This is a genomic window from Exiguobacterium sp. SH0S1 (assembly GCF_004337165.1).
Lineage (GTDB): Bacteria > Bacillota > Bacilli > Exiguobacteriales > Exiguobacteriaceae > Exiguobacterium > Exiguobacterium aurantiacum_A.
Genome location: NZ_SJVC01000004.1, coordinates 1 through 21945, shown reverse-complemented (window position 1 = coordinate 21945; position 21945 = coordinate 1). Strand labels below are relative to the sequence as shown.

General features: G+C 50.8%; 22 protein-coding genes and 1 rRNA gene. 15 read left to right on the top strand and 8 right to left on the bottom strand.

Annotated features, from left to right (window positions below; translation table 11 throughout):
- Positions 1-5 precede the first annotated feature (5 nt).
- The 4 genes from EVJ20_RS10725 to EVJ20_RS10710 are packed head-to-tail and all read left to right on the top strand — an operon-like array spanning position 6 to position 3778.
- The gene (locus EVJ20_RS10725) at positions 6-1112 is read left to right on the top strand and encodes an ABC transporter ATP-binding protein (protein WP_131465658.1); all 1107 of its coding nucleotides are present in this window, start codon (positions 6-8) and stop codon (positions 1110-1112) included.
- A complete protein-coding gene (locus tag EVJ20_RS10720; RefSeq protein ID WP_070328953.1) occupies positions 1099-1920 on the top strand; it encodes an ABC transporter permease in 822 nt (273 codons plus the stop codon). Before EVJ20_RS10725 ends, EVJ20_RS10720 begins: the two co-directional genes overlap by 14 nt.
- Positions 1917-2711: an ABC transporter permease gene (locus EVJ20_RS10715; RefSeq protein ID WP_070328954.1), complete on the top strand. Its 795-nt coding sequence runs from the start codon at positions 1917-1919 to the stop codon at positions 2709-2711. The genes EVJ20_RS10720 and EVJ20_RS10715 overlap by 4 nt, the downstream gene beginning before the upstream one ends.
- Positions 2708-3778, top strand: a complete 1071-nt coding sequence (locus EVJ20_RS10710; protein ID WP_131508183.1) for an ABC transporter substrate-binding protein — start codon at positions 2708-2710, stop codon at positions 3776-3778. The genes EVJ20_RS10715 and EVJ20_RS10710 overlap by 4 nt, the downstream gene beginning before the upstream one ends.
- A gap of 50 nt (positions 3779-3828) precedes the next feature.
- Here the strand turns inward: EVJ20_RS10710 and EVJ20_RS10705 are convergent, their stop codons facing one another.
- The 3 genes from EVJ20_RS10705 to exaC form a co-directional block, all read right to left on the bottom strand.
- Entirely contained in the window at positions 3829-4560 is a 732-nt protein-coding gene (locus EVJ20_RS10705) for a nuclease-related domain-containing protein (RefSeq protein WP_070328982.1), read from the bottom strand.
- A gap of 153 nt (positions 4561-4713) precedes the next feature.
- Complete coding sequence (locus EVJ20_RS10700) at positions 4714-5073, bottom strand: DUF779 domain-containing protein (protein ID WP_070328956.1); 360 nt, start codon at positions 5071-5073, stop codon at positions 4714-4716.
- 1 nt (position 5074) lies between these two features.
- Positions 5075-6595, bottom strand: a complete 1521-nt coding sequence (exaC, locus tag EVJ20_RS10695) for an acetaldehyde dehydrogenase ExaC (RefSeq protein WP_070328957.1) — start codon at positions 6593-6595, stop codon at positions 5075-5077.
- Between the two features lie 222 nt (positions 6596-6817).
- Between exaC and EVJ20_RS10690 the strand changes: the two genes are divergently transcribed.
- Complete coding sequence (locus EVJ20_RS10690) at positions 6818-7351, top strand: YceI family protein (RefSeq protein ID WP_071399187.1); 534 nt, start codon at positions 6818-6820, stop codon at positions 7349-7351.
- A 27-nt stretch (positions 7352-7378) separates the two neighbouring features.
- Here the strand turns inward: EVJ20_RS10690 and EVJ20_RS10685 are convergent, their stop codons facing one another.
- Entirely contained in the window at positions 7379-8362 is a 984-nt protein-coding gene (locus tag EVJ20_RS10685; RefSeq protein ID WP_070328958.1) for a metal-dependent hydrolase, read from the bottom strand.
- Positions 8363-8447: 85 nt separating this feature from the next.
- Between EVJ20_RS10685 and mutY the strand changes: the two genes are divergently transcribed.
- The 5 genes from mutY (at position 8448) to EVJ20_RS10660 (ending at position 13549) form a co-directional block, all read left to right on the top strand.
- A complete protein-coding gene (gene mutY, locus EVJ20_RS10680) occupies positions 8448-9482 on the top strand; it encodes an A/G-specific adenine glycosylase (protein ID WP_131505079.1) in 1035 nt (344 codons plus the stop codon).
- Positions 9469-9894 carry a hypothetical protein gene (locus EVJ20_RS10675; protein ID WP_071399191.1) on the top strand — a complete coding sequence of 142 codons (426 nt, stop codon included), beginning with the start codon at positions 9469-9471 and terminating at the stop codon, positions 9892-9894. Before mutY ends, EVJ20_RS10675 begins: the two co-directional genes overlap by 14 nt.
- A gap of 88 nt (positions 9895-9982) precedes the next feature.
- The gene (gene ntdP, locus EVJ20_RS10670) at positions 9983-10525 is read left to right on the top strand and encodes a nucleoside tri-diphosphate phosphatase (RefSeq protein WP_021067741.1); all 543 of its coding nucleotides are present in this window, start codon (positions 9983-9985) and stop codon (positions 10523-10525) included.
- 37 nt (positions 10526-10562) lie between these two features.
- On the top strand, positions 10563-12311 hold the full coding sequence (locus tag EVJ20_RS10665) for an ABC transporter ATP-binding protein (protein ID WP_131465646.1): 1749 nt from the start codon (positions 10563-10565) through the stop codon (positions 12309-12311).
- An 89-nt stretch (positions 12312-12400) separates the two neighbouring features.
- Positions 12401-13549 carry a DUF3238 domain-containing protein gene (locus tag EVJ20_RS10660; RefSeq protein WP_071399193.1) on the top strand — a complete coding sequence of 383 codons (1149 nt, stop codon included), beginning with the start codon at positions 12401-12403 and terminating at the stop codon, positions 13547-13549.
- Between the two features lie 13 nt (positions 13550-13562).
- Here EVJ20_RS10660 and EVJ20_RS10655 read toward each other — a convergent pair whose 3' ends face one another.
- Positions 13563-13982 (bottom strand): thiol-disulfide oxidoreductase DCC family protein, encoded by a 420-nt coding sequence (locus tag EVJ20_RS10655; RefSeq protein ID WP_071399194.1) that lies wholly within the window; start codon positions 13980-13982, stop codon positions 13563-13565.
- Positions 13983-14035: 53 nt separating this feature from the next.
- On the bottom strand, positions 14036-15268 hold the full coding sequence (locus EVJ20_RS10650; RefSeq protein WP_131508181.1) for an MFS transporter: 1233 nt from the start codon (positions 15266-15268) through the stop codon (positions 14036-14038).
- A 92-nt stretch (positions 15269-15360) separates the two neighbouring features.
- Between EVJ20_RS10650 and EVJ20_RS10645 the strand changes: the two genes are divergently transcribed.
- Positions 15361-16998, top strand: a complete 1638-nt coding sequence (locus EVJ20_RS10645; protein WP_161568111.1) for an ABC transporter substrate-binding protein — start codon at positions 15361-15363, stop codon at positions 16996-16998.
- 33 nt (positions 16999-17031) lie between these two features.
- Here the strand turns inward: EVJ20_RS10645 and EVJ20_RS10640 are convergent, their stop codons facing one another.
- Complete coding sequence (locus EVJ20_RS10640; protein ID WP_131508177.1) at positions 17032-18330, bottom strand: glutamate-1-semialdehyde 2,1-aminomutase; 1299 nt, start codon at positions 18328-18330, stop codon at positions 17032-17034.
- A 193-nt stretch (positions 18331-18523) separates the two neighbouring features.
- On the opposite strand from EVJ20_RS10640, the gene perR reads away from it, so the two are divergent.
- Positions 18524-18955 (top strand): peroxide-responsive transcriptional repressor PerR, encoded by a 432-nt coding sequence (gene perR / locus EVJ20_RS10635; RefSeq protein ID WP_131490673.1) that lies wholly within the window; start codon positions 18524-18526, stop codon positions 18953-18955.
- Between the two features lie 27 nt (positions 18956-18982).
- Here the strand turns inward: perR and EVJ20_RS10630 are convergent, their stop codons facing one another.
- Positions 18983-19342, bottom strand: a complete 360-nt coding sequence (locus EVJ20_RS10630; RefSeq protein WP_070328968.1) for a YgzB family protein — start codon at positions 19340-19342, stop codon at positions 18983-18985.
- Between the two features lie 172 nt (positions 19343-19514).
- Here EVJ20_RS10630 and EVJ20_RS10625 point away from each other — a divergent pair, with 172 nt between their 5' ends.
- From EVJ20_RS10625 to EVJ20_RS10615, 3 genes are all read left to right on the top strand, one after another.
- Positions 19515-20381: a nucleotidyltransferase-like protein gene (locus tag EVJ20_RS10625; protein WP_070328983.1), complete on the top strand. Its 867-nt coding sequence runs from the start codon at positions 19515-19517 to the stop codon at positions 20379-20381.
- A 33-nt stretch (positions 20382-20414) separates the two neighbouring features.
- Positions 20415-21590: a PstS family phosphate ABC transporter substrate-binding protein gene (locus tag EVJ20_RS10620; protein WP_236636375.1), complete on the top strand. Its 1176-nt coding sequence runs from the start codon at positions 20415-20417 to the stop codon at positions 21588-21590.
- A gap of 291 nt (positions 21591-21881) precedes the next feature.
- A 16S ribosomal RNA gene (locus tag EVJ20_RS10615) occupies positions 21882-21945 on the top strand; the annotation flags it as partial.

The window sequence follows — 21945 nt, the reverse complement described above, 5'->3', positions numbered from 1 at the left end:
ACCAAATGAACCCAGAAACGATCATTCGTTTTGACAACGTGTCGAAGCGGTACGACGATACTGTCGTCTTAGAGAATATTAACTTTGAAATCGAGCGTGGGAAATTCTATACGCTGCTCGGTCCTTCGGGATGCGGAAAGACAACGATTCTGCGGATCATCGCCGGATTCACCGATGCGACAGAAGGTGACATCGAGTTCAACGGGAAGCGGATCAACGACGTGCCAGCGAACAAACGTCAAGTCAACACGGTCTTCCAAGATTACGCCTTGTTCCCGCACTTGAACGTATACGAGAACGTTGCTTTCGGTTTGCGCATCAAGAAGATGAAAGAAGCGGACGTCAAGACGAAAGTCGAACAAGCGCTCAAGTTCGTCAACTTGATAGGCTACGAATCACGTGAAATCGACGAGATGTCAGGCGGACAACGCCAACGCGTCGCCATCGCCCGCGCCATCGTCAACGAACCGGAAGTCATCTTGCTCGATGAGCCGCTTTCAGCGCTCGACCTCAAACTTCGGACTGAGATGCAGTACGAGTTGCGCGAACTTCAGCAGCGTCTCGGCATCACGTTCATCTTCGTTACCCATGATCAAGAAGAAGCGCTCGCCATGTCCGACGAGATTTTCGTCATGAACAACGGGGAGATCGTTCAAAGCGGGACACCGACAGATATTTATGACGAGCCGATCAACCGCTTCGTCGCTGACTTTATCGGGGAGTCGAACATTGTTCCTGGTGTTATGCCGGAAGATCACCTTGTCACGTTTGCCGGGAAAACGTTCGATTGTGTCGACCAAGGGTTTGACCGCAATGAAAAAGTCGAAGTCATCATTCGTCCAGAAGACTTGGAGATGACGTCGGTCGACGCGGCGAAACTCGTCGTCGATGTCGACTCACAACTGTTCCGTGGCGTCCATTACGAGATTTGCTGTTACGACCAAGAAGGCAACGAGTGGCTCGTCCATTCGACGAAGAAATCAGTCGTCGGGTCGAAAATCGGGCTCACGTTCGATGACGAGGCGGTTCACGTCATGCGTCTAGGCGAGACCGAAGAAGAGTTTGACCGTCGTCTCGAATCGTATGAGGAGGTCGCCCATGAATCAAACTAGTCAAACCGCCAAGACGGTCTATTTGACGACGTACTGGATATGGATTGCGCTGTTCGTCATCGCGCCGCTACTCCTGGTCGTCTACTACTCATTTTTTGATATCGAAGGGAACTTGAGTTTAGAGAACTATCAGATGTTCTTCACATCGACTTACTTGACGATGACACTGTCTTCGTTCTGGTATGCGTTTCTCATCACGTCCTTCTCGCTTCTCATCGGGTATCCGACCGCTTATTTATTGACGAGAACGAAACATAAGCAGCTCTGGCTGTTGCTCATCATTTTGCCATCATGGATCAACTTATTACTGAAAGCGTACGCGTTCCTTGGTATCTTTGGAACGTACGGCATCACGAACCAATTTTTAGAGGCGATCGGCATCGGGACGAAACAAATCTTATTCACGGACTTCAGTTTCGTATTCGTTTCGGTTTATATCTTCATCCCGTTCATGATTTTGCCGATCTACAACGCCATCGAGAAGCTGCCACCGTCGCTCGTCTACGCGTCGCGTGACCTCGGTGCCTCGAACTGGACGACGTTCCGTCGCGTCATCTTCCCATTGACGCTCGACGGGGTGAAGTCAGGGATTCAAATCGTCTTCATTCCGGCGTTGTCGCTCTTCATGATCACGCGCCTCATTGCCGGAAACCGTGTCATCACGCTCGGGACGGCGATCGAACAACAATTTCTCGTCACGCAAAACTGGGGCATGGGGTCAACAATCGCTGTGTTCTTGATTTTGGCGATGGTACTCGTCATGGTCATCACACGTGACTGGGGCGCGAAAGGGGCGGTGCGTCGATGAAGAAGAAAAAATTCAAGTTAGCGAATTTGTATTTGATTGCGGTGTTCTTTATTCTGTACGCACCAATCCTCTATCTAGTGTTTTACTCGTTTAACAGTGGAGGAACGATGAGTAACTTTGAAGGGTTCACCCTCGAGTGGTATAAATCGCTGTTCACAGATACCCGTTTGCTCGTCATCGTCTTGAACACGATCGTCATTGCGCTCTTGTCGGCGACCATCTCGACCGTGCTCGGTGTCATCGGGGCGCTTGCCATTTATACGGCACGGCAACGGTTCACGAAGACGTCGCTCTTATCGCTCAACAACGTCTTGATCGTCAGCCCGGACGTCATCATCGGAGCGTCGTTCCTCATTTTGTTCACGATGCTCGGCATTCAGCTCGGGTTCTATTCGGTGCTCTTGGCGCACATCGCGTTCTCGGTTCCGATCGTGGTCATTTTAGTGTTACCGAAACTTCAAGAGATGAGCCCGACACTGATCGATGCGTCGCGTGACCTTGGAGCGAGCTCGTGGGACGTGCTCACGAAAGTCATCTTGCCGTATATCACGCCAGGTATCTTCGCAGGGTTCTTCACGGCGCTGACGTATTCACTCGATGACTTTGCGGTGACGTTCTTCGTCACGGGTAACGGCTTCACGACACTTGCCGTCGAGGTCTACTCACGGGCACGCCAAGGGATCTCACTTGAGATCAACGCGTTGTCGACGCTCTTGTTCGTGTTCACGCTCATACTCGTCCTCGGTTATTACGTACTCGCACAACGGAGTGCGAAGGAGGTAAGACGATGAAAAAACTAGTCATCATGTTGACAGTGCCGCTTCTCGTCAGTTTTGGTTTGTTGATTTGGGTGTATCAAATCAACATGGCCCAAGGGTTTGGCGGCGATAACACACTCGTTGTCTACAACTGGGGTGATTATATCGATGAAGATTTGATCGGCGAATTCGAAGAAGAGACCGGACTCAAAGTCATCTACCAAACGTTCGACTCGAACGAGGCGATGCTGACGAAGATCCAGCAAGGCGGTACCGCGTTTGATATCGCCGTCCCGTCCGATTATGCGATCAGTAAGATGATCGAAGACGATCTGCTCTTGCCGATCGATTACGACAAACTCGAAAATTTCGATAACATCGACCCACGCTTCCTCGACAAGTCGTTCGACCCTGACAACACGTACTCGGTCCCTTACTTCTGGGGTACGGTCGGGATCGTCTACAATCCTGAACTCGTCGACGGTGAGATCACATCATGGAACGACTTGTGGGACATGCCGCTCGAGAATGATATTTTGCTGGCGGATGGGACACGAGAAGTGATGGGCTTCGGTCTTAACTCGCTCGGATATTCGCTCAACACGACGGACCGTGATGAACTGCTCGAGGCAGAAGCGAAGCTCGAAACGCTTTGGCCGAACATTAAAGCGATTGTCGGTGATGAGATCAAAATGCTCATGGCCAATCGTGAAGCAGCCGCAGCCGTCGTCTGGTCGGGTGACGCTTCTGAGATCATGTACGAGAACGACGAGTTGACGTACGTGATCCCGGAAGAGGGGACGAATCTTTGGTTCGATAACCTCGTCATCCCGAGCACGTCGAAAAACATTGAAGGGGCACATCAATTTATCGACTTCATGCTCGATGCTGAAATCGCGGCACGAAATACCGATTACGTCGGGTATTCGACACCGAACGAAGCAGCGCTTGAATTTTTAGATGAAGAAGTCACATCGGACGAACGGTTCTATCCGTCTAAAGACGTGACAGATGAGCTTGAAGTGTACGAAAACCTAGGCAAACGCATGAACGCGTATTACAACGAGTTGTACTTGCGCTTCAAAATGCAGAGTAAATAAAGTAAGTCCCGCTCAAACGTTGAGCGGGACTTTTTAGGCTGATTCTTATATTAACCGATTGGAGATTTTGTCTGCCTGATGGCGTCGATGTGCGCTTCCTTGACCTCGATGCTCGCGTTCATATAAGGAAGGAGTCGTTCATACACTTCAATCCGTTCAGCTGCCGTCAATCGAGGTTCACGAGAGGCCATCATTTGCTTCGCCCATATTTTTCGATTCAACACAGGAACGCTAGACGACTCAACCCGCTTCAACGTAGAGCGATCACTGAAGACAATCCAGGAGTGTAAATAGCTTCGATCGAGATGTAGTAGCTGTTCGATTGCCCGCATATGGAGCTCGTTTTGCTTAATCGGATTGTAGAATTTAAACTTCTTTCGATTGGATAAAGCCTGTGTCCACTGTCGATCTTGTTCCCGTCCGAAGATCCAACCGCTATAATTTTTGGACTCGATGACGTGAACACCGCTCTCGTCGATGAACACCACATCGACTTCTGTCGTCCGGTCACGTTTTGTTGGATGAGGCAAATACAGGTTCGTCAAGATGAGCGGGGCGAGCCGGCGCGCCTCAAGTTCAGCAACACAGCGGTACTCTCCATATAATCCGATATCTTGCACGACTTTGATGTAGCGATGACCGGTCTGAGCAAAATATTGACTTTGTTTATACCGTTTTACTTTTGTGTACACGATTGTCCCACAAATTAAAAAAAGCGGGACAGCAAAACTGAGTAAGGAGATTAATACACTTCCAAGTACTTCGTTTAATAATTGGCTCATCATCATTCTCCCTTCTTATCTACGTTCACTATACAAGATGACGAGAAACGATTGAGTGATTTTTGGGGATTATTGGAAATAAGAAATTGAAAAGTACACGGTGAATCACAAAAAAGACCAACCATCTGTTAAGATGACTGGTCAAAAAAACAATCAAGACTGTTGCAACTCGGCACGCTCCTCGTCTGTGAATACGCGGGAACGGCTCAAAAACCGTTTCCCTTCGACGCCTTCGACCGAGAACATGCCGCCCCGGCCGTCGACGACGTCGATGATGAGCTGGGTGTGCTTCCAATACTCGTACTGCTTCTCGTGGATATAGAACGGACAGCCGCCGATCTCTCCGAGCAGGACGTCGTGATCGCCAATCATGAACTCATCTTGCGGGAAGCACATCGGTGAGCTCCCGTCACAGCAACCGCCCGACTGGTGGAACAGGAGCGGACCGTGTTTCGCAAGCAACTGCTCGAGGAGCGCGAGCGTGGCGGGGGTGGCCTCGACGCGACGCACCATCTTAAAAGAACCCGAGTTTTTGTTCGCTGTAGCTGACGAGCATATTTTTCGTACGTTGGTAATGGTTGAGCATCATCTTATGATTTTCACGTCCGATCCCAGACATTTTGTAACCGCCGAACGCGGCATGGGCCGGATACTGATGGTAACAGTTGATCCAAACACGACCCGCTTGAATCTCACGGCCGAACCGATAAGCCCGGTTCATATCGCGTGTCCAGACGCCGGCGCCGAGACCATAGAGCGTATCGTTCGCGATGGCGAGCGCGTCCGCGTCGTCCTTGAACGTCGTCACCGACAAGACTGGACCAAAGATTTCTTCTTGGAAGATGCGCATCTTGTTGTGACCTTTAAAGATGGTCGGTTGAACGTAATAGCCGTCGGCGAGGTCACCGTCCATCATGTTGCGCTCACCGCCGATCAAACATTCGGCTCCTTCGGCTTTTCCGATCTCAAGATACGATAAAACCTTCTCCAGCTGTTCATTTGATGCTTGAGCACCCATCATAACGTCAGGGTCGAGCGGGTTGCCGAGCTTGATCGCTTTGACGCGCTCGAGGACGCGTGCCATAAACGGCTCATAAATCGACTCGTGGATGAGGGCGCGCGATGGACACGTGCACACTTCGCCTTGGTTTAACGCGAACATGACGAGCCCTTCGATCGCTTTGTCAAAGAAATCATCGTCCGCATCCATAATGTCGGCGAAGAAGATATTCGGTGACTTGCCCCCGAGTTCGAGCGTCACCGGGATGATGTTTTGCGACGCGTATTGCATGATCAATCGGCCCGTCGTCGTTTCGCCAGTGAACGCGACTTTGTCGACACGGTTACTTGAGGCGAGCGGCTTCCCGGCCTCGAGTCCGAAGCCATTGACGATGTTGAGCACGCCTGGCGGCAGCAAGTCTTCAATCAGCTCCATCAGTACCATAATCGAGGCCGGTGTCTGTTCGGCCGGTTTTAAGACGATGCAGTTGCCGGCGGCGAGTGCCGGTGCGACTTTCCAGATTGCCATCAAAATCGGGAAGTTCCATGGGATGATTTGAGCGACGACGCCGAGCGGTTCCGCGAAGTGATAGGCGACCGTGTCGTTGTCGAGCTCGCTGATGCCGCCTTCTTGCGAGCGGATGACACCGGCGAAATAGCGGAAGTGATCGATCGCGAGCGGCAGGTCGGCGTTCAACGTCTCACGGACGGCTTTTCCATTCTCCCACGTCTCCGCGTAAGCGAGCATCTCAAGGTTTTCTTCCATTCGGTCGGCAATCTTGTTTAAAATGACCGAGCGTTCGGTGACCGATGTTTTGCCCCAGGCGCCTTTGGCGGCATGGGCCGCGTCCAGTGCCAGCTCGATATCTTCTTTCGTCGACCGAGCGACCTCGCATAACACTTTACCATTTACCGGAGAGGTGTTCTCAAAATAGTCTCCCCCTGAAGGTGCTGTCCACTTTCCGTTGATGTAGTTCTCATAGCGGTCCTTGAACTGGACTTTCGTGCCTGCAGAGTTCGGTACTTCATAAATCATGATCGTTCCTCCCTTTTCCGTAAAGTATAGGGGCTCTATGTATGCGCTTACATTTTGTAGTAAGCCAATAGCTCCCTTTTTCATCCTAACGGGTTGCAGTGATAAAAGTCAAAATTTTTTGACAATAATTTGACACAATTATTTCGAGATGTTTTGAAGTCAAGATTTGTGGTAAAAACAGTATTGTGGAATCAATTTCAAATCGAAGGAGTGGACGTATTCATGGCAAAAACTTATCAAGTCGACCCAGCACACAGCTCAATCACTTTTACGGTGAAGCATATGATGATCTCGAAAGTGAAAGGCGAACTTAAAGAGTTTGCGGTTGATGCGAACGGACAGCCTGACGATTTAGCGAATGCACGGGTAAGCGTGACGATTAAAGCGGCCTCGATTGACACGAACAACGGTGACCGTGACGCACACTTACGGTCGGGCGACTTTTTCGACGCCGATCAACATCCGGACATCGTCTTCGAGTCGACATCATTCCAAGCGAAAGGCGGTAACGAGTTCGCTTTGACCGGTAATTTGACGATTCGTGGAACGACGCGCGAGGAGACGTTTGAAGTCGAGTATGAAGGCAGTGCGAAAGACCCGTGGGGCAATATGAAGCACGCCTTTACCGGAGACGGGACGATCAACCGGGAAGATTACGGGTTGACGTGGAACCAGGCGCTTGAAGCCGGCGGTGTCCTCGTCGATAAAAAAGTGAAATTTGAATTTGAGCTCCAATTCACGGAGTCTGAGGCATAAGAAAAAGTCGCTCGTGAGAGCGACTTTTTACTGTTCATAGACAAGTTTCTTTTGTAAGCTTTCTTCGCTGAACACCCAACCGGTGAACGAAGACAAGACTTCGTTCGACTCTTCGTCGACGATGACGACAGCAACGAACGGGTAGATGTCTTTCGAGAAGTAGCGCAAATTCGTGAACCGATACTCGATCATGCCGTTGTGACGTGTGACCGTGTACGTGTGAATTTTTGAAAATGCTAAGAACGACTGCAAGTCTGCATTTTTACGAGCTTCGACGAAGTGCAGGTCGTCTTCGCCAGGCATCGCCTTGTCACGGAAGCGGCCACATTCGATGACTTCACCTTTTTTCACTTTGACCGCACCGAGTCCGTTGCGGAAACGAACGGCGACGTGCCAGTCGTCCCAACCAATACCTGGTGAGATAAAGAGCTCATGGGCACCGGCGAAGTGACGGGCGACCGTTGCGAGCGCACGGTTACGTAGTTTGAACTGAATCGCATAGTAACTGATGACGAGCGCAATGAGCAGTGCAAAAATCGGGACAGTTGCCCCTGTGATAAGCCATAATACATATGCTCCGTAATAAGCAGAGAACAAGTAGGGGTCAAACGTTCCGATGACGCCCCAGCCAATCCATTTCTTCGAGAAAGGTTGCAGGGCTTGCGTCCCGTAAGCGTTGAACAAGTCGACGGTGACGTGTAACAATACCGCGATTTGTGCCATGACCCATAATGAAGCAGGGTTGACGCCAAGTACCATACCGATGATGGCGCTGACGATGATCGGCCAAGCAAGAAGTGCGGTGATTCCGTGTGAAAGACCGCGGTGCTGGCGTAAATACGTGCTGTTTCCTTTAAGTTTGAAGACGGTGTCAAAGTCTGGCGCATGCGAACCGACAAGAGCGGTAGCCGTCATAGCCAAGAACATTTGCGAGTCGCCTGCTACTTCCGGGCTAAGTGTCGCAAGGGCGCTTAAACCAAGGCCCATTCCAATGTGTGTCGCAGTATCCAATGTGCTTCAGCACCTCCGTTAATAAAGAAACGACGTTCAATGATCGCTACCATCATACAATATTTTTAAAACGAGGGGAAACAAAATGCTCGATATTGATAAATTGTTCACAAATTATACTATTCGTCAGTTCAATGAAAATTTACTCACCTGGTTCAATCGTGAAAAACGCGATTTGCCGTGGCGACACGGGAAAAATCCGTACCGGGTGTGGGTGAGCGAAGTCATGCTCCAACAGACGCGCGTCGATACCGTCATCCCTTATTACAACCGATTCATGGACCGCTTCCCGACGATCGAGGACTTAGCAGAGGCTCATCCCGACGAGGTCGTCAAATATTGGGAAGGGCTTGGATATTACTCACGCGTCCGTAACCTCCATCAAGCGGTAAAAGAAGTCGTCTCTGCGTATGACGGCGTCGTACCGGAGGAAAAAGAACTGTTTGAAAAATTGAAAGGGGTCGGTCCGTATACGACCGGAGCCGTGCTCTCGATCGCCTACAATCAGCCCGAGCCTGCCGTCGACGGGAACGTCATGCGCGTCATGGCCCGCCAGTTTGGCATCTATGAAGATATCGCCGTACCAAAGACGCGGAAAATTTTTGATCAAGTCATTCGGCGCCTGATGGACCCGGAGCATGCCTCCGATTTTAATGAAGCTGTCATGGAGCTCGGTGCGACCGTCTGTACCCCGAAAAATCCGATGTGTTCGCTCTGTCCAGTCCAAGACGAATGTTACGCCTATGCGCATCACGTCCAGGATGAACTTCCGGTCAAGACGAAAAAAGGCGCGGCCCGGATCGAGATGTTCGATGCCCTCTACTGTAAACGTGACGGTCGCATCGCCTACGTTCAGCGGCCCGATACAGGTCTGCTCGCGGGAATGTGGCAATACCCGCTTACAGATCGTGGAACGGGGGAACAGTTAAACGGAACCTATATTGGACAAGTGAAACACGTGTTTTCACACATCATCTGGTACGTCGACTTATATGAGGTCGAAACGTTGCCGGACGAGGAGTGGATTTGGCTCGCCGGGGACGAGCGGGATGTGTTGACCGTGTCGGTTGCCCAACAAAAACTAGAACGATTGGTAGGGGATAGAAATGAGACAGTTTGACGTCGAAACGCCGTTCGACACTTCCGTCGAGGCGTTGTGGGAATTGTTGCAAGACGCGTCGCTTTTATCTGAACTGACGACGTTTCCAGAAGTGACGCTCGTCGGAGATGGCGCGTCCGTAGAAGGTAATCGAATCCATCTCCGTGTTGGTGTCGGACCGGTCACGCTGCCGTGGATCAGTGCGATCACGTTAGCGGGGCGGCACGCATTTTGTGACCAAGGTGTGACTTTGCCGTTCCCGTTCAAACGCTTTTGTCACGTTCACAGTGTGAAAGAAGTCGATGGGAAGGCCGTCATGGTCGATGAAGTGACGTTCGATAGTTACTTACCCGAAGCGATTGTCGAGCAGTTTATTCTTCGCCCGATGTTCGCAGGACGAGCCGTCGCCTTCCAAAAAGCACTAAATTCGTGAAAATAAGAGATTTCCTTTTTCATTGGTTCTGAAAGTCGCTATAATTAAAAATGAGAATGTACAGCATCATAGCGGAAAGGAGGAGCTTATGAGCTTATTTCCCAAAGCAGGTAGCAAGATCGAGATACAGAGCTACAAGCACAACGGGACTTTGCATCGCGTTTGGGAAGAAACGCTCGTCCTTCAATCGTCAAAAACGGATATGATTGGGTTCAACGACCGCATCATGGTCAGTGAATCAGACGGCCGGCAATGGAGAACAAGAGAGCCGGCAATTTGCTACTTTTCATCTGAGTTTTGGTTTAATGTCATCTGTATGATTCGCGAAGACGGGATTTACTACTACTGTAATCTAGGTTCGCCGACAACGTTCGATGGGGCAGAACGAGCCATCAAGTACATTGACTACGATTTAGATATTAAAGTGTTCCCGGATATGTCGTACACGATTTTAGATGAGGATGAATATGAGCGGCATCGTCGCGAAATGAATTATCCGAAAGCGATTGATCGAATCTTGAAACAGAACGTTCAAGAACTTATCAACTGGATTCGAGGACGGAAAGGGCCGTTCAACCCAACATTCGTCGATGAATGGTATCGCGAATACGAAGCACGTTACCGGAGATGAGTACTCATCTCCGCTTTTTTTCTTGAAGGAGGGCTCTATGGGAAGTGTTAGACGCTATTTACAGTTTGTAAAACCATATAAAAAACAAATTGCTTTGACGATTTTCGTCGGGATTTTGAAATTCTCAATCCCGCTCGGATTGCCGCTACTTTATAGACATGTGATCGATAAATATTTGACGGACCCGGACCCGGCGACGGATTACACTGAGCTCGTTTGGTTGTTCAGCATCGTCTTCTTCATCTTCCTCGTCTTGAAGCCGCCGATCGAGTATTTGCGGCAATATTTAGCGCAATGGGCCGCAACACGAATTTTGTTCGACGTTCGGAACCGATTGTTCGACCACGTGCAAAAGCTATCGCTTCGTTACTATTCGAACAATAAGACCGGGCAAATCATCTCGCGTATCATTAACGATGTCGAGCAGACGAAAGACTTTGTCATCACGGGACTCATGAACATTTGGCTCGATATGGTCACGATTTTGATCGCGATCGCCATCATGTATACGATCGACCCGCAACTGACGCTCATCGCTATCTTGCCGCTCCCGTTTTATGCGATCGCCGTCCGCTACTTCTATGGACGCTTGCGCCGCCTCACCCGGGAACGCTCGGCCGCACTCGCTGATCTTCAAGGCCATTTGACCGAACGTGTCAACGGTATGGCTGTCATCCGCAGTTTCGCGCTCGAGCCGTATGAGAACAAGGCGTTTGAAGAACAGAACGGTGGCTTCTTGAAAGCCGCACTTCGCCATACAGGTTGGAATGCGAAGACGTACGTCGTCGTGTCGACAATCACGGACATCGCGCCGATCTTAATCTTTACGTCGGCTTCTTGGCTCGTGTTACAAGAACAGGTCTCGCTCGGGACACTCGTCGCTTTCATCGCCTATATCGATCGCCTGTACGCACCGCTCGGCCGTCTCGTCAACTCAGCGACGACGCTCACGCAGTCGGTCGCGTCGATGGACCGGGTCTTTGAATTTCTCGATGAGCCGTATGATATCGAACAGAAACGCGATGCGTTCGTGCCGGTGCAGACAGCCGGGGATATCGAACTCGACGGTGTCGGCTTTGCCTATGAGAAAGAAGGGACGCGTGCTTTGCATGACGTCAGCCTGCACATCCGGTCCGGGGAACGAGTCGCTTTCGTCGGCATGTCCGGCGGTGGGAAATCGACGCTCGTCAGTTTGATTCCGCGTTTTTACGACGTGACGGACGGCAGTATCAAAATCGACGGCGTCGACGTCCGTGACTTTAAACTCCGGGCCCTTCGCGACCAAATCGGCATGGTCATGCAAGATTCGGTTCTCTTCAGTGAGTCGGTCGCCATGAACATCCGGATGGGGAATCCGGAAGCGACGGACGATGCCGTCATCGCCGCTGCGAAAGCGGCCAACGCCCACGAGTTCATCATGAACTTGGAGGACGGTTACAACACGCCGGTCGGCGAAAAAGGCGTGAAGCTGTCGGGGGGGCAGAAGCAACGTCTTGCCATCGCCCGCGTCTTCCTCAAACATCCGCCGATCATCATTCTCGATGAGGCGACGAGTGCGCTCGACCTCGAGAGTGAGTCGATGATCCAAGATTCGCTCGCAAGATTGACGAAAGGACGGACGACGCTCATCGTCGCCCACCGCCTATCAACGATCACCGACGCCGATAAAATTGTCGTCGTCGACAACGGTCGAATCATGGAAGCGGGAACGCATGAAGAATTGATGCGTCGCCGTGGCGCGTACTATGATTTGTATATGATCCAAGACTTAGCTGTCGTGGAGTGAGGCTTCGAGTTCAACTCGAAGTCTTTTTTTGTTTTCCGTATCTAGTAGACGGGAATGAAGAAACGACATGCCAAAAGGGGGATGACACGATGATGAATGGGGAAGGATTGATCAATGTCCGTCCGCTCAACGACGGGTTAGAGTTAACGTGGTCGTTTGATGGGAAAGTGCGCGTCACACGGAACGGGAAGTACGTGTATGAGGGGACGGATCAGCATTATGTCGACCGGGAGACGAGCGTCGGGGAGCAAGTCGCTTACCGCATCTCGGACGAGTTTGGCGAAGTGGCAAAACTGTATACTGCGGCCGTTAATCCAAACGACGACTTGTATTGGAATCGTCATCTGACGTCGGCGGTCGTGGCGCCGAGCGGAACGTATTTACAGTGGGACCCGATCGCGGACGTCGACACGTATGCGGTATATCGTGAGGGACGCCGTATCGCGGAAATCGTCGGGAGCGGATACATCGACGAGACACCGCTCGAACAACCGACGCTCTATGAAGTTCGGGCTTTGCGTCCGGTCAAGCGAGATGATAAACCGGGGACCCGTATCGTGCATATGGTCGGAAAAGTGATGTCGATCGCGAAAGAGATGAAGTCGGATACGAGACGTGACAAGGAGCTCTACACGATGTATTTCCTCGTCAGTCCGACACGTCCGGACGTGGCCACGGTCGACGGCATTAACCTGCGTGTCCAGACGTTCATTCGTCCGCCGATGATTAAAAACCCGAACCTGATGTCACCGCACCCGTATTTTGAAGGGGACGGACGTCCTTATAACGTCCATGCGACCGAATACCGGACCCGGACGGAAGTGAAAGTCGAGGGGTTGACCGATATTCCGATTATCTCGTTAAAAAAAGATGCGAACGTTACCCGCGGGTATACGAAGCATCATCGATTGACGGGCGAAGACGTCGCTTCGGTCGACCGCGTGTATGTAGAAGATGTCGACATCGAGCGGGGGAAAGCTGCATTTCGTTTGCAACATTCGGTAGGCAATCCGCTCGTCGTTGCGCCTGATATTAAATACACCATCGTCACGGCACTTAAAAACAGTGCGACGTTCAAACTGTCCGGAAGTCACACCCAGTCGCCGCATCATGAAGTCTACGTCCAAGTCGGCGATGCACCGTGGATGACGATCCACCGGGCGGACGACCTTGGGGTCAGCTTTATGGGCAATCCGATGCCGGAGTGCCACTGGACGTACTTGACATGCATGGACTAAAAAACCAGCCGGCTCATTGATGAGTCGGCTGGTTTGGTGTTTGGTCGATAAAGCGACTCCGTTCTTCTGGGGTCGGTAGTTTGCACGTCTCTTTTTGACCGAACCAGCGATAGCGGTTGTTCGCGATGATGTCGTAACCAAAATCACGAAGCGGTTTAGGGACGAGTCGGATGAAGCGAAGCATCCGCCAGTTCCCGTCCAACCCCTCGGCGATTCGGGTCGCCGCGTCCGATTTCAAATAAGGGACGCCGTCTTTGATCAAAACGATGCTATCGACCGTATCCGGGATACGATGACGTTTTCGGATTGCTTGTCCGGCCTCGCCTTGGAGTGAGGCGAAATGGAAGTTTCCTGTTGAATCACGATTTAAGATGAACTGCACACTGGCGTCACAAAAGTTGCAGTCTCCGTCAAATAACACAATGGCTGGCATAGGGAGCGCCTCCTTCTCTCCTGACTTTATCCGTTCGAACGAATGCTCAAACGTCAAGCGGCGAGCTGACGGGCAGGCTCCATCTTGTAGAGCGAGATGTAATAGAGGTAACCTCCAAGGGCGCCAAATAAGAACATGTAGCCGCTCATGAATACCGGCCCGATGAACGCGCCGACGACGATGCCGGCTGCGGCGACAAGTTTCGCCCCGTGGAACGTCAAGCCTCCGAAGGCGAGGTATGAGGCCCGTCGAGTCGGGTCGATCAAGTCGATTTGTTTCACTTGTCGAATCGGCGAATAGAGCAACTCACCAATGGTGAAGACGATGGCGAGGATGGCAAGCGTGATGAACGAGTTCATTGACGTAATCGCGGCATAGGCCGTCACGTATAAGGATAAGCCGATGAAGAAGATATACTTTTCCCGGTAGCGTTTCACAAAAGCGGTGACCGCGAACGTGATGGCGACGACGAGCAACGTGTTTTCAAGCTGCATGAACGCCATCATGCGGACGCCGTCGAACGGGACGCCGACGATCGACCGTTCTGTGAACGATTCGGCCAAATGGACACCGATATAGTTTGCCATATGGAACTCGGTCGAGAAGACGAGCATGCTACCGAGGACGAACAGCATCCAACGACGGTCACTGAGTGCGATTCGATAGTTTTGATACACGCCGACGAGCGGGTTAGCAGACGTCGAACGGTTTCCTTTATAGCTATCAACGAGAAAACGTTGCAAGACGAGCGTCGTGATCGTCAACACGAGCGTCATTCCGACGAATAGTCCGAAACGATAGTCTCGATAAAAAGCACCTCCGAGCATGACGCCCCCAGCAATCGCCAAATTGACGAGCCAGTAGTCATATACGTAAATCGCTTTACGGTTCGACTCTTCCATCGAATCGATGACGATGGCTTCGAGAGCCGGGTAGTTCAAACCGTTCGCGACGGCGTGACCAAAGTAAAGCACGGCGACGGCAAACGCCCAGTTATTTGACGGATGAATGGCGACCGTCATCCCCAGAAAACAAAGGATTTGGACGATCTGACCGATTTGAAGCACGTGCTTGCGGTTGAAGCGGTCTGAAAAGTACCCGCCAAACAAGCCGGTGACGTAGCCGACGACAACAAACGACGTCATGATAATTCCGGCAGCGATTTTGCCGAGTTCTTCGGAAAAATATAAAGCCATGAATGGAAAGATAGCCGAGCCGACGATGCGGATGAAAAAGCCGCAGACGAGCCGGAGTCGAACGTTTAAAGGGAAATCTTTGAATTTCATGCGAGCACCTCCTTGTTACTAGTCTAATCGTGGACTACACTTGGTAAAAAGAGACAAATGATTTTTGGATGTCCACTTTTAGGGGGAACGACATGAATGCGAAGCTGGTGGCGATTTATCGTCGTGCGTTGGAACAGAACAAAGTGGAACTGACACTACGGGAAGCGGTCGATACGGTCGGCTATAGCGAGAAACAAGTGAAACGGGATATGAAGATGTGGGAAACGTTCGGGTGGGTGGAGTATCGGCCGGGGAAAGGACGAGGCCATGAATCGGTGCTCCGCTTTCAGCCGGAGTTTGACCGGACCCTGAGAGCTTGGATTGATGAGTCTTTCGTTCAGGCCTCGATGGCCGATGCGGCCAAGTGGTTGGAATGGGACTGGCCACCCGCCTTGCGAGAAGTGATTCAAGCACTTATTTGGAGCCGTTTTGGCTTTGAGCAGACTGAAGAAGACCGGTTCATTTTTCCGCGGACGAGGGCGCTCGAATCGCTCGATCCGCTCGATATCCACATCGCGATGGAGGCGTCTTTGTCACGGCACGTCTTCGACCGCCTGTTCGAATGGGACGGGACGACTGTCCAGTCCTCGCTCGCACATTATATAGAGGAAACACCGTTCGGATTTCGTTGCTATATCCGCAAAGGGGTAACGTTTCATAACGGGGTGACGCTTTCGGCCAAGGACGTCGTCTATTCGTTGAATCGGTTATTGGATCATGGCAAACAAGTATGGTTGTTCGCACCGATCGAACGAGTCGAGTCCCCGGCGCCGTACGTCATTGATTTACATACGAAAGCACACCTGGCCTATATTGAACGACTTCTCGCCCAAACCCCGGCCTCGATAACGTATCAAGGGGCCGAAGGGGTCGTGGGGACGGGACCGTTCAAGCTGGAGCAGGCGTCGGAGGAAGTCGTACGTTTAAGAGCGTTCGAGCGTGGGCTCCGGCCGAGACCGTCTTTGGATGTGGTTGAATTCGTCACGTTTTCCGAAACGGATTATGGGAAATGGAGCACCCGTGACGACCATAGCCTCGTGAAGTGGATCGCCGAGGCGGGAGCACGCTATCTCGTGTTCAACATGAGGCAGTCCTGGTTGAAGGACGATGCGTCGGCGCGTCGTGCGATTCAACGAGCGATTCAAAAAGAGGCGTTCGTGGAGATGGGAGGAGAGCGTCACCAAGTGGCGCATGGATTTTTTCCGGAGATGAGTCGTCCCGTTCACGTGCACGGGGAGGGGACAATCTGTCAGCGTCCGCTCAGGCTGTTGCACTTGCCGTTTGAAGTGGCGGCGCAAGATGCGGCGCTCGTGGCTACACAGTTACGGACGGCCGGGTTTACCGTCGAGACTGAGACGTATACGATTGGGTCTTTGTTACAAGATGAGACGCTTTGCCGTGCCGATTTGATTTTATGCGGAGAGATGATGAGTGAAGATCTTGATTTGGCGTTCCTAGCCTTTTTGACGAGTGAACTGTCGCTTGTCGGCAAATTGCTCGCGAATGAAGAAAAACTCCGGGCGATGATGGACCGCTATCAACAAACCGACATGAGCGCTTGGTCGATGCTGCATCGCGAAGTCGAACGCTATTTGACTGAGGAGGCCCTCGTCATCCCGCTGTATCATGTCGCTCGTGAGCGCCGCTTTCCGAGTTTCTTTGGAGATGTGCCGCTCGATGTGTTCGGTCACCCGCGATATGATCAATTGTGGATTCGTCCGTCCGTATGAACATAAAAGGAGATGCCGCGGCATCTCCTTGTTTTATAGCTGTGCGAACGCGCGATTTACTGCGACAATCGTCTCATCGATATCTTGTTCCGTATGTTCCGTCGTCAAGAACCACGCCTCATATTTAGAAGGGGCCAAGTTGACACCGTTCTCAAGCATCAATTTGAAGAAGCGGCCGAATACTTCGCCGTCCGACTTCTCGGCTCCTTCGTAGTCCGTGACGATCTCGTCCGTGAAGTAGACGGTGAGCGCGCCTTTTAGGCGGTTAAGCGTGATCGTGACGCCGTGAGTTTTCGCGGCTTCACGGATCCCTGTTTCGAGACGTGCGCCTAACGAATCTAATGTTTCATAGACGCCCGGTTGCTCGAGCACTTCGAGGCAAGCGAGTCCGGTCGCCATCGAGGCGGGGTTTCCGGCCATCGTCCCGGCTTGGTAAGCGGGTCCGAGCGGTGCGACCGTCTCCATGATTTCTGCTTTCCCGCCGTATGCTCCGATTGGAAGTCCACCACCGATGATTTTACCGAGCGCCGTCATGTCTGGCTCGATGTTGTACACTTGTTGGGCACTTCCGTACGTGAACCGGAACGCTGTGATGACTTCGTCGTAAATGACGAGCGCGCCGTGTTCATGGGTGATCTCGTTGATGGCTTGCAAGAAGCCGGGTTTTGGCTCAACGATCCCGAAGTTTCCGACGATCGGTTCGACGAGAACGCAAGCGACTTGATCGCCCCATTCGTTCATCATCGCCCGGTACGACTCGACGTCGTTGAACGGGACGGTGATAACTTCTTTCGCCGTGGCGCGGGTCACACCGGCTGAGTCGGGTGAGCCGAGCGTCGCCGGTCCGCTTCCCGCCGCAATCAGCATCAAGTCGGAATGGCCATGGTAGCAGCCGCTGAACTTGACGACGAGTTCGCGTCCGGTATAGGCACGGGCGACGCGGATCGTCGTCATGACGGCCTCGGTCCCGGAATTGGTGAAGCGGACTTTGTCCATCGATGGGATCGCTGCTTTTAGTTTTTTGGCGAATTCGACCTCAAGCGCGTGAGGCGTCCCGTAAAGAAGCCCTTTTGAGGACGCTTCGATGAGGGCGTTGTGGATATGGGGATGGGCATGGCCGGTAACGATTGGTCCATATGCGGCCAAGTAATCGATATAGCGGTTGCCGTCCACATCATAAAAATAAGCACCTTCGCCGCGCTCCATATAAACCGGGGCACCGCCGCCGACCGCTTTGAACGAACGTGAGGGACTGTTGACACCCCCGACGATATGCGTCAATGCGTCTTCATATAGAACGTCTGAAATTTTACGATTTGATGATGTTGTCATATGTATTGCCTCCTTTTACAAATTCGCAATTATTGTATCACAGCCGTCAACCGCATAAGCTCAACGTTTGACGAAGGGTTTAGAAATCAGTACACTATTTATAAAGATTACTATGTAAGAAATAGGTTAATTCTAAACAGACACTTCGCATAAATTCTAATAGAAGAAATGAGGGATTGACGTGGGAAGCGAAATGCTTGACCATGCTGTTCAGTCGCTCCGAGAACATGGAGTCAGAATGACGCCTCAGCGACAGGCGATTTTGGAGTACCTCGTCACGGAGCACAGTCACCCGACAGCGGATGACATTTATAAGGCACTTTCGGGTAGATTCCCGAACATGAGTGTCGCCACCGTCTATAACAACTTACGTGTCTTTAAAGATATCGGACTTGTTCAAGAGATGAATTATGGTGACGCTTCGAGCCGTTTCGATTTTGTGACATCACGTCACTATCACATTATCTGTGATGCGTGCGGGAAAGTCGTCGACTTTAACTATCCTGTCCTTGACGAGATTGAAGCCGTCGCTTCTCAATTGACAGGTTTCAAAGTGGATCGCCACCGCCTCGAAGTATACGGGACGTGCCCGGCTTGCCAAACTGAACAAGCGCATAAACATTAAAAACATCCTCAGGCTGAGGATGTTTTTTTAGTCGTTCTGGTGTGATTGACGTTTGTTATACTTCTCATCGAAGTCTTTGCCTTCGAGCGATTGATCGATCGTCAACGGTTCATCGCAATGCATACATAGATCGACACGTCCGAGCATCTTTGTCTCTTTCTCACAGTTCGGACAAGTGACGATGATTGCTTTCGTCGACGCCATGCCGACGATGAAGTAAAGCGCCGAGCTCGACAGTACCATCACGAAACCGAGCAACATGAAAATAATCATCAGCCACGCGATGCTTTTGGCAAGTAGTCCGAGATACATGACCCCAATCCCAGCGAACACGAGCAGCAAAGCCAGGTTTCTGGCGCGGTTGATTTTATTCCCCCGTTTTTTCATACATAATCCCTCCATGTCTGTCTTTACTATAGCTCATCTGCTCGAAGCTGAGAAGTTCGTACAATCGGTGGCAGGAGAATTTTAAAAGAAGGCGAATCATTTTTGTATCAGATTAGATAATCGTGTGAACCGATTGACGTTTACTAATTAGAAAGAAGGTATCAAGGTGACGATGGAATATGCGACTCGAACAATTTATTCAGAATATGCAGCCTTGAAAACAACGCTTGGCATCATTGAAGTGAAGAAGAAACGGCCGCGCGATCCATTAACAGATCAATCGGATCGATTGTTGATTGTGATTGAAGCGAAGGAAGAACCATTTTGGACAGTGAAACACTATCAAGTCGGACAAGAAAAAATCGTTCTTCATATAGTCAGTGATTCGATGATGGATCGTTGGATTCTAATGAACGAGAACCGGCGTGCCATCCATTGGATCGAAGACGGCATGGTGCTGTTCGAACGAAATGAGTTTTTGCTCGAGCTCAGGCAACGGTTGCGCAATTTCTCGAACGAGGAACAACGACTGCAACTCTCGCTCGCGTTCGCCAAGCTGCTTAGACGTTTCGAAGATGGGCGCGGACTGTTCTTACAGGAAGAGCATCAAGATGCGTTCACCCAAATCCACCATGCGCTCACGCATTTGGCGCGGCTCTCCATCCTGGAGGCAGGAATCCACCCGGAGATTGTATTATGGAAGCAAGTCCGTAAACTCGACCTAGAAGTGTATAAGCTTCACGACGAACTCGTGAACGGGCACGAATCACTCGAACAACGTATTCACCTGGTCATCATCGGCATGGAGCATTTAATCCAATCTAAAGTCTTGCCGGGTACGTTGTTACTTTTGCAGGCGATGCAACAACGTGACGAACCATGGTCGTTCTCGGAGTTGATGGAGCACCCGAACTTACAAGAGTTAAAAGTCGACCTCGGCAGCATCGTCGGCTTCTTAGTCCGGAAAGGTTACGTCCGGGCAGTGACACGTCCGACAAAAGGAGTAGGCGTCGAAGCGGTCGCTTATGAAATTGCTTAACTAGTATAGAAGAGAATGGGGAAACTGAATCGAATGAAGGTTACTAAATTTTTGTTTGGCAGTGTGTTTATTATAGTTGCGGCTGGATTCTTATCAATTGTGACAGGATTGTTTGCGATGGGCGATCCTCTCGGAAGTGAGCGGCCGATCATTTGGACGATTTGGTACGTGGTCGTTCTCTTGATTGTTATTATGGCGCTATATGACTTTTCGTCGTTATCGAAAGGACAACTCAAACGTATCGCTTTAATTGGAACGGTTGTCGGGATTGTTTTCTTTAGTTCCGTGAAAGGATATTACGTGTATACGGCGGGATTACGGATTGAAGAACGTGGCGTCTCGTTGCGTGACTATCAACCGTTCAAGCCTAAGTCTGATTTGGCTGAACTCGATAAGCCTTCAACATTTGAGATTGGAACAAACATTCCCCGACTAGACGGCGCGACGGCGCTGTATCCGATGTATGCTGCATTCGTCGAGGCGGTTTATCCTGAAGCGGATTATAACCCCGATAGCCCTGAAGTCAGCTCGGTCGTCTCGACGACGACAGGTACAGCGTATGAGCGATTGGTTGAAGGGGAAACGGATATCATCTTTGTAGCCGGACCGTCCGATCAACAGTTGGCAGTAGCTGAGCGACAAGGAGTAGAGTTTCAGATGACACCGATCGGCCGTGAGGCGTTCGTCTTTTTTGTACATGAAGACAATCCGGTCGACTCGCTCGAATTGGAACAAATTCAAAACATCTATGCAGGGGACATTACGAGTTGGGATGAGGTCGGTGGTAAAAAAGATTCGATTCGAGCGTTCCAACGGCCAGAAGACAGCGGGAGCCAAACGGCTTTGCAGCGTTTGATGGGGGACAAAAAGCTTATGGACGAACCGGTCGAGGATGTCCCGGAAGGAATGGGTGGCATCATCGAACAGACGGCTTCCTATCAAAACCATAAAAATGCCATCGGATTCTCGTTCCGCTTTTATGCAACGGAGATGGTAGATGAACATGCGATTAAATTGTTACGGGTCGATGATGTCGCGCCTACGGTCGAGACAATCGGGGACGGGACGTACCCGATCACATCCGAGTTTTATGCGGTCACGACGACCGACAAATACGAGCAATATAAGCCGTTCATCGAATGGCTGACGTCTGAAGAAGGACAGTCACTTGTTGAAAAGACAGGATACGTGCCACTGGCTACAAATTGATTGGGATTGGGTCTCTAAATACAGAGATCCAATCTTTTTTTATTTTCTTGTTATTTTTTGTTGACGCGGTGGTAAATAGGCATTATAGTTATAAACGTTGTCACAGCAAATGATTATTCCAGAAAAACAATTTGTGAAAAAAGTTGTTGACTTTTAATCAGGAAACGTGATAAATTAATTGAGTCGCCAAGCGCGACAGACGAACTTTGAAAACTGAACGATGAGGCAAAAAAAGTTTTACAAGTTTTGATTGAAGCGCAAGCTTCGTCATTTTCAAGAGCTATATCAAATTCTTTGGAGAGTTTGATCCTGGCTCAGGACGAACGCTGGCGGCGTGCCTAATACATGCAAGTCG

What these genes read in the sequence shown, in the direction of transcription:
- EVJ20_RS10725 (WP_131465658.1), top strand. Translation starts at nt 6, where the DNA reads ATGAACCCAGAAACGATCATTCGTTTTGACAACGTGTCGAAGCGGTAC.
- EVJ20_RS10720 (WP_070328953.1), top strand. Translation starts at nt 1,099, where the DNA reads ATGAATCAAACTAGTCAAACCGCCAAGACGGTCTATTTGACGACGTAC.
- EVJ20_RS10715 (WP_070328954.1), top strand. Translation starts at nt 1,917, where the DNA reads ATGAAGAAGAAAAAATTCAAGTTAGCGAATTTGTATTTGATTGCGGTG.
- EVJ20_RS10710 (WP_131508183.1), top strand. Translation starts at nt 2,708, where the DNA reads ATGAAAAAACTAGTCATCATGTTGACAGTGCCGCTTCTCGTCAGTTTT.
- EVJ20_RS10705 (WP_070328982.1), bottom strand. Translation starts at nt 4,560, where the DNA reads ATGAGCCAATTATTAAACGAAGTACTTGGAAGTGTATTAATCTCCTTA.
- EVJ20_RS10700 (WP_070328956.1), bottom strand. Translation starts at nt 5,073, where the DNA reads ATGGTGCGTCGCGTCGAGGCCACCCCCGCCACGCTCGCGCTCCTCGAG.
- exaC (WP_070328957.1), bottom strand. Translation starts at nt 6,595, where the DNA reads ATGATTTATGAAGTACCGAACTCTGCAGGCACGAAAGTCCAGTTCAAG.
- EVJ20_RS10690 (WP_071399187.1), top strand. Translation starts at nt 6,818, where the DNA reads ATGGCAAAAACTTATCAAGTCGACCCAGCACACAGCTCAATCACTTTT.
- mutY (WP_131505079.1), top strand. Translation starts at nt 8,448, where the DNA reads ATGCTCGATATTGATAAATTGTTCACAAATTATACTATTCGTCAGTTC.
- EVJ20_RS10675 (WP_071399191.1), top strand. Translation starts at nt 9,469, where the DNA reads ATGAGACAGTTTGACGTCGAAACGCCGTTCGACACTTCCGTCGAGGCG.
- ntdP (WP_021067741.1), top strand. Translation starts at nt 9,983, where the DNA reads ATGAGCTTATTTCCCAAAGCAGGTAGCAAGATCGAGATACAGAGCTAC.
- EVJ20_RS10665 (WP_131465646.1), top strand. Translation starts at nt 10,563, where the DNA reads ATGGGAAGTGTTAGACGCTATTTACAGTTTGTAAAACCATATAAAAAA.
- EVJ20_RS10660 (WP_071399193.1), top strand. Translation starts at nt 12,401, where the DNA reads ATGATGAATGGGGAAGGATTGATCAATGTCCGTCCGCTCAACGACGGG.
- EVJ20_RS10655 (WP_071399194.1), bottom strand. Translation starts at nt 13,982, where the DNA reads ATGCCAGCCATTGTGTTATTTGACGGAGACTGCAACTTTTGTGACGCC.
- EVJ20_RS10650 (WP_131508181.1), bottom strand. Translation starts at nt 15,268, where the DNA reads ATGAAATTCAAAGATTTCCCTTTAAACGTTCGACTCCGGCTCGTCTGC.
- EVJ20_RS10645 (WP_161568111.1), top strand. Translation starts at nt 15,361, where the DNA reads ATGAATGCGAAGCTGGTGGCGATTTATCGTCGTGCGTTGGAACAGAAC.
- EVJ20_RS10640 (WP_131508177.1), bottom strand. Translation starts at nt 18,330, where the DNA reads ATGACAACATCATCAAATCGTAAAATTTCAGACGTTCTATATGAAGAC.
- perR (WP_131490673.1), top strand. Translation starts at nt 18,524, where the DNA reads ATGCTTGACCATGCTGTTCAGTCGCTCCGAGAACATGGAGTCAGAATG.
- EVJ20_RS10630 (WP_070328968.1), bottom strand. Translation starts at nt 19,342, where the DNA reads ATGAAAAAACGGGGGAATAAAATCAACCGCGCCAGAAACCTGGCTTTG.
- EVJ20_RS10625 (WP_070328983.1), top strand. Translation starts at nt 19,515, where the DNA reads ATGGAATATGCGACTCGAACAATTTATTCAGAATATGCAGCCTTGAAA.
- EVJ20_RS10620 (WP_236636375.1), top strand. Translation starts at nt 20,415, where the DNA reads ATGAAGGTTACTAAATTTTTGTTTGGCAGTGTGTTTATTATAGTTGCG.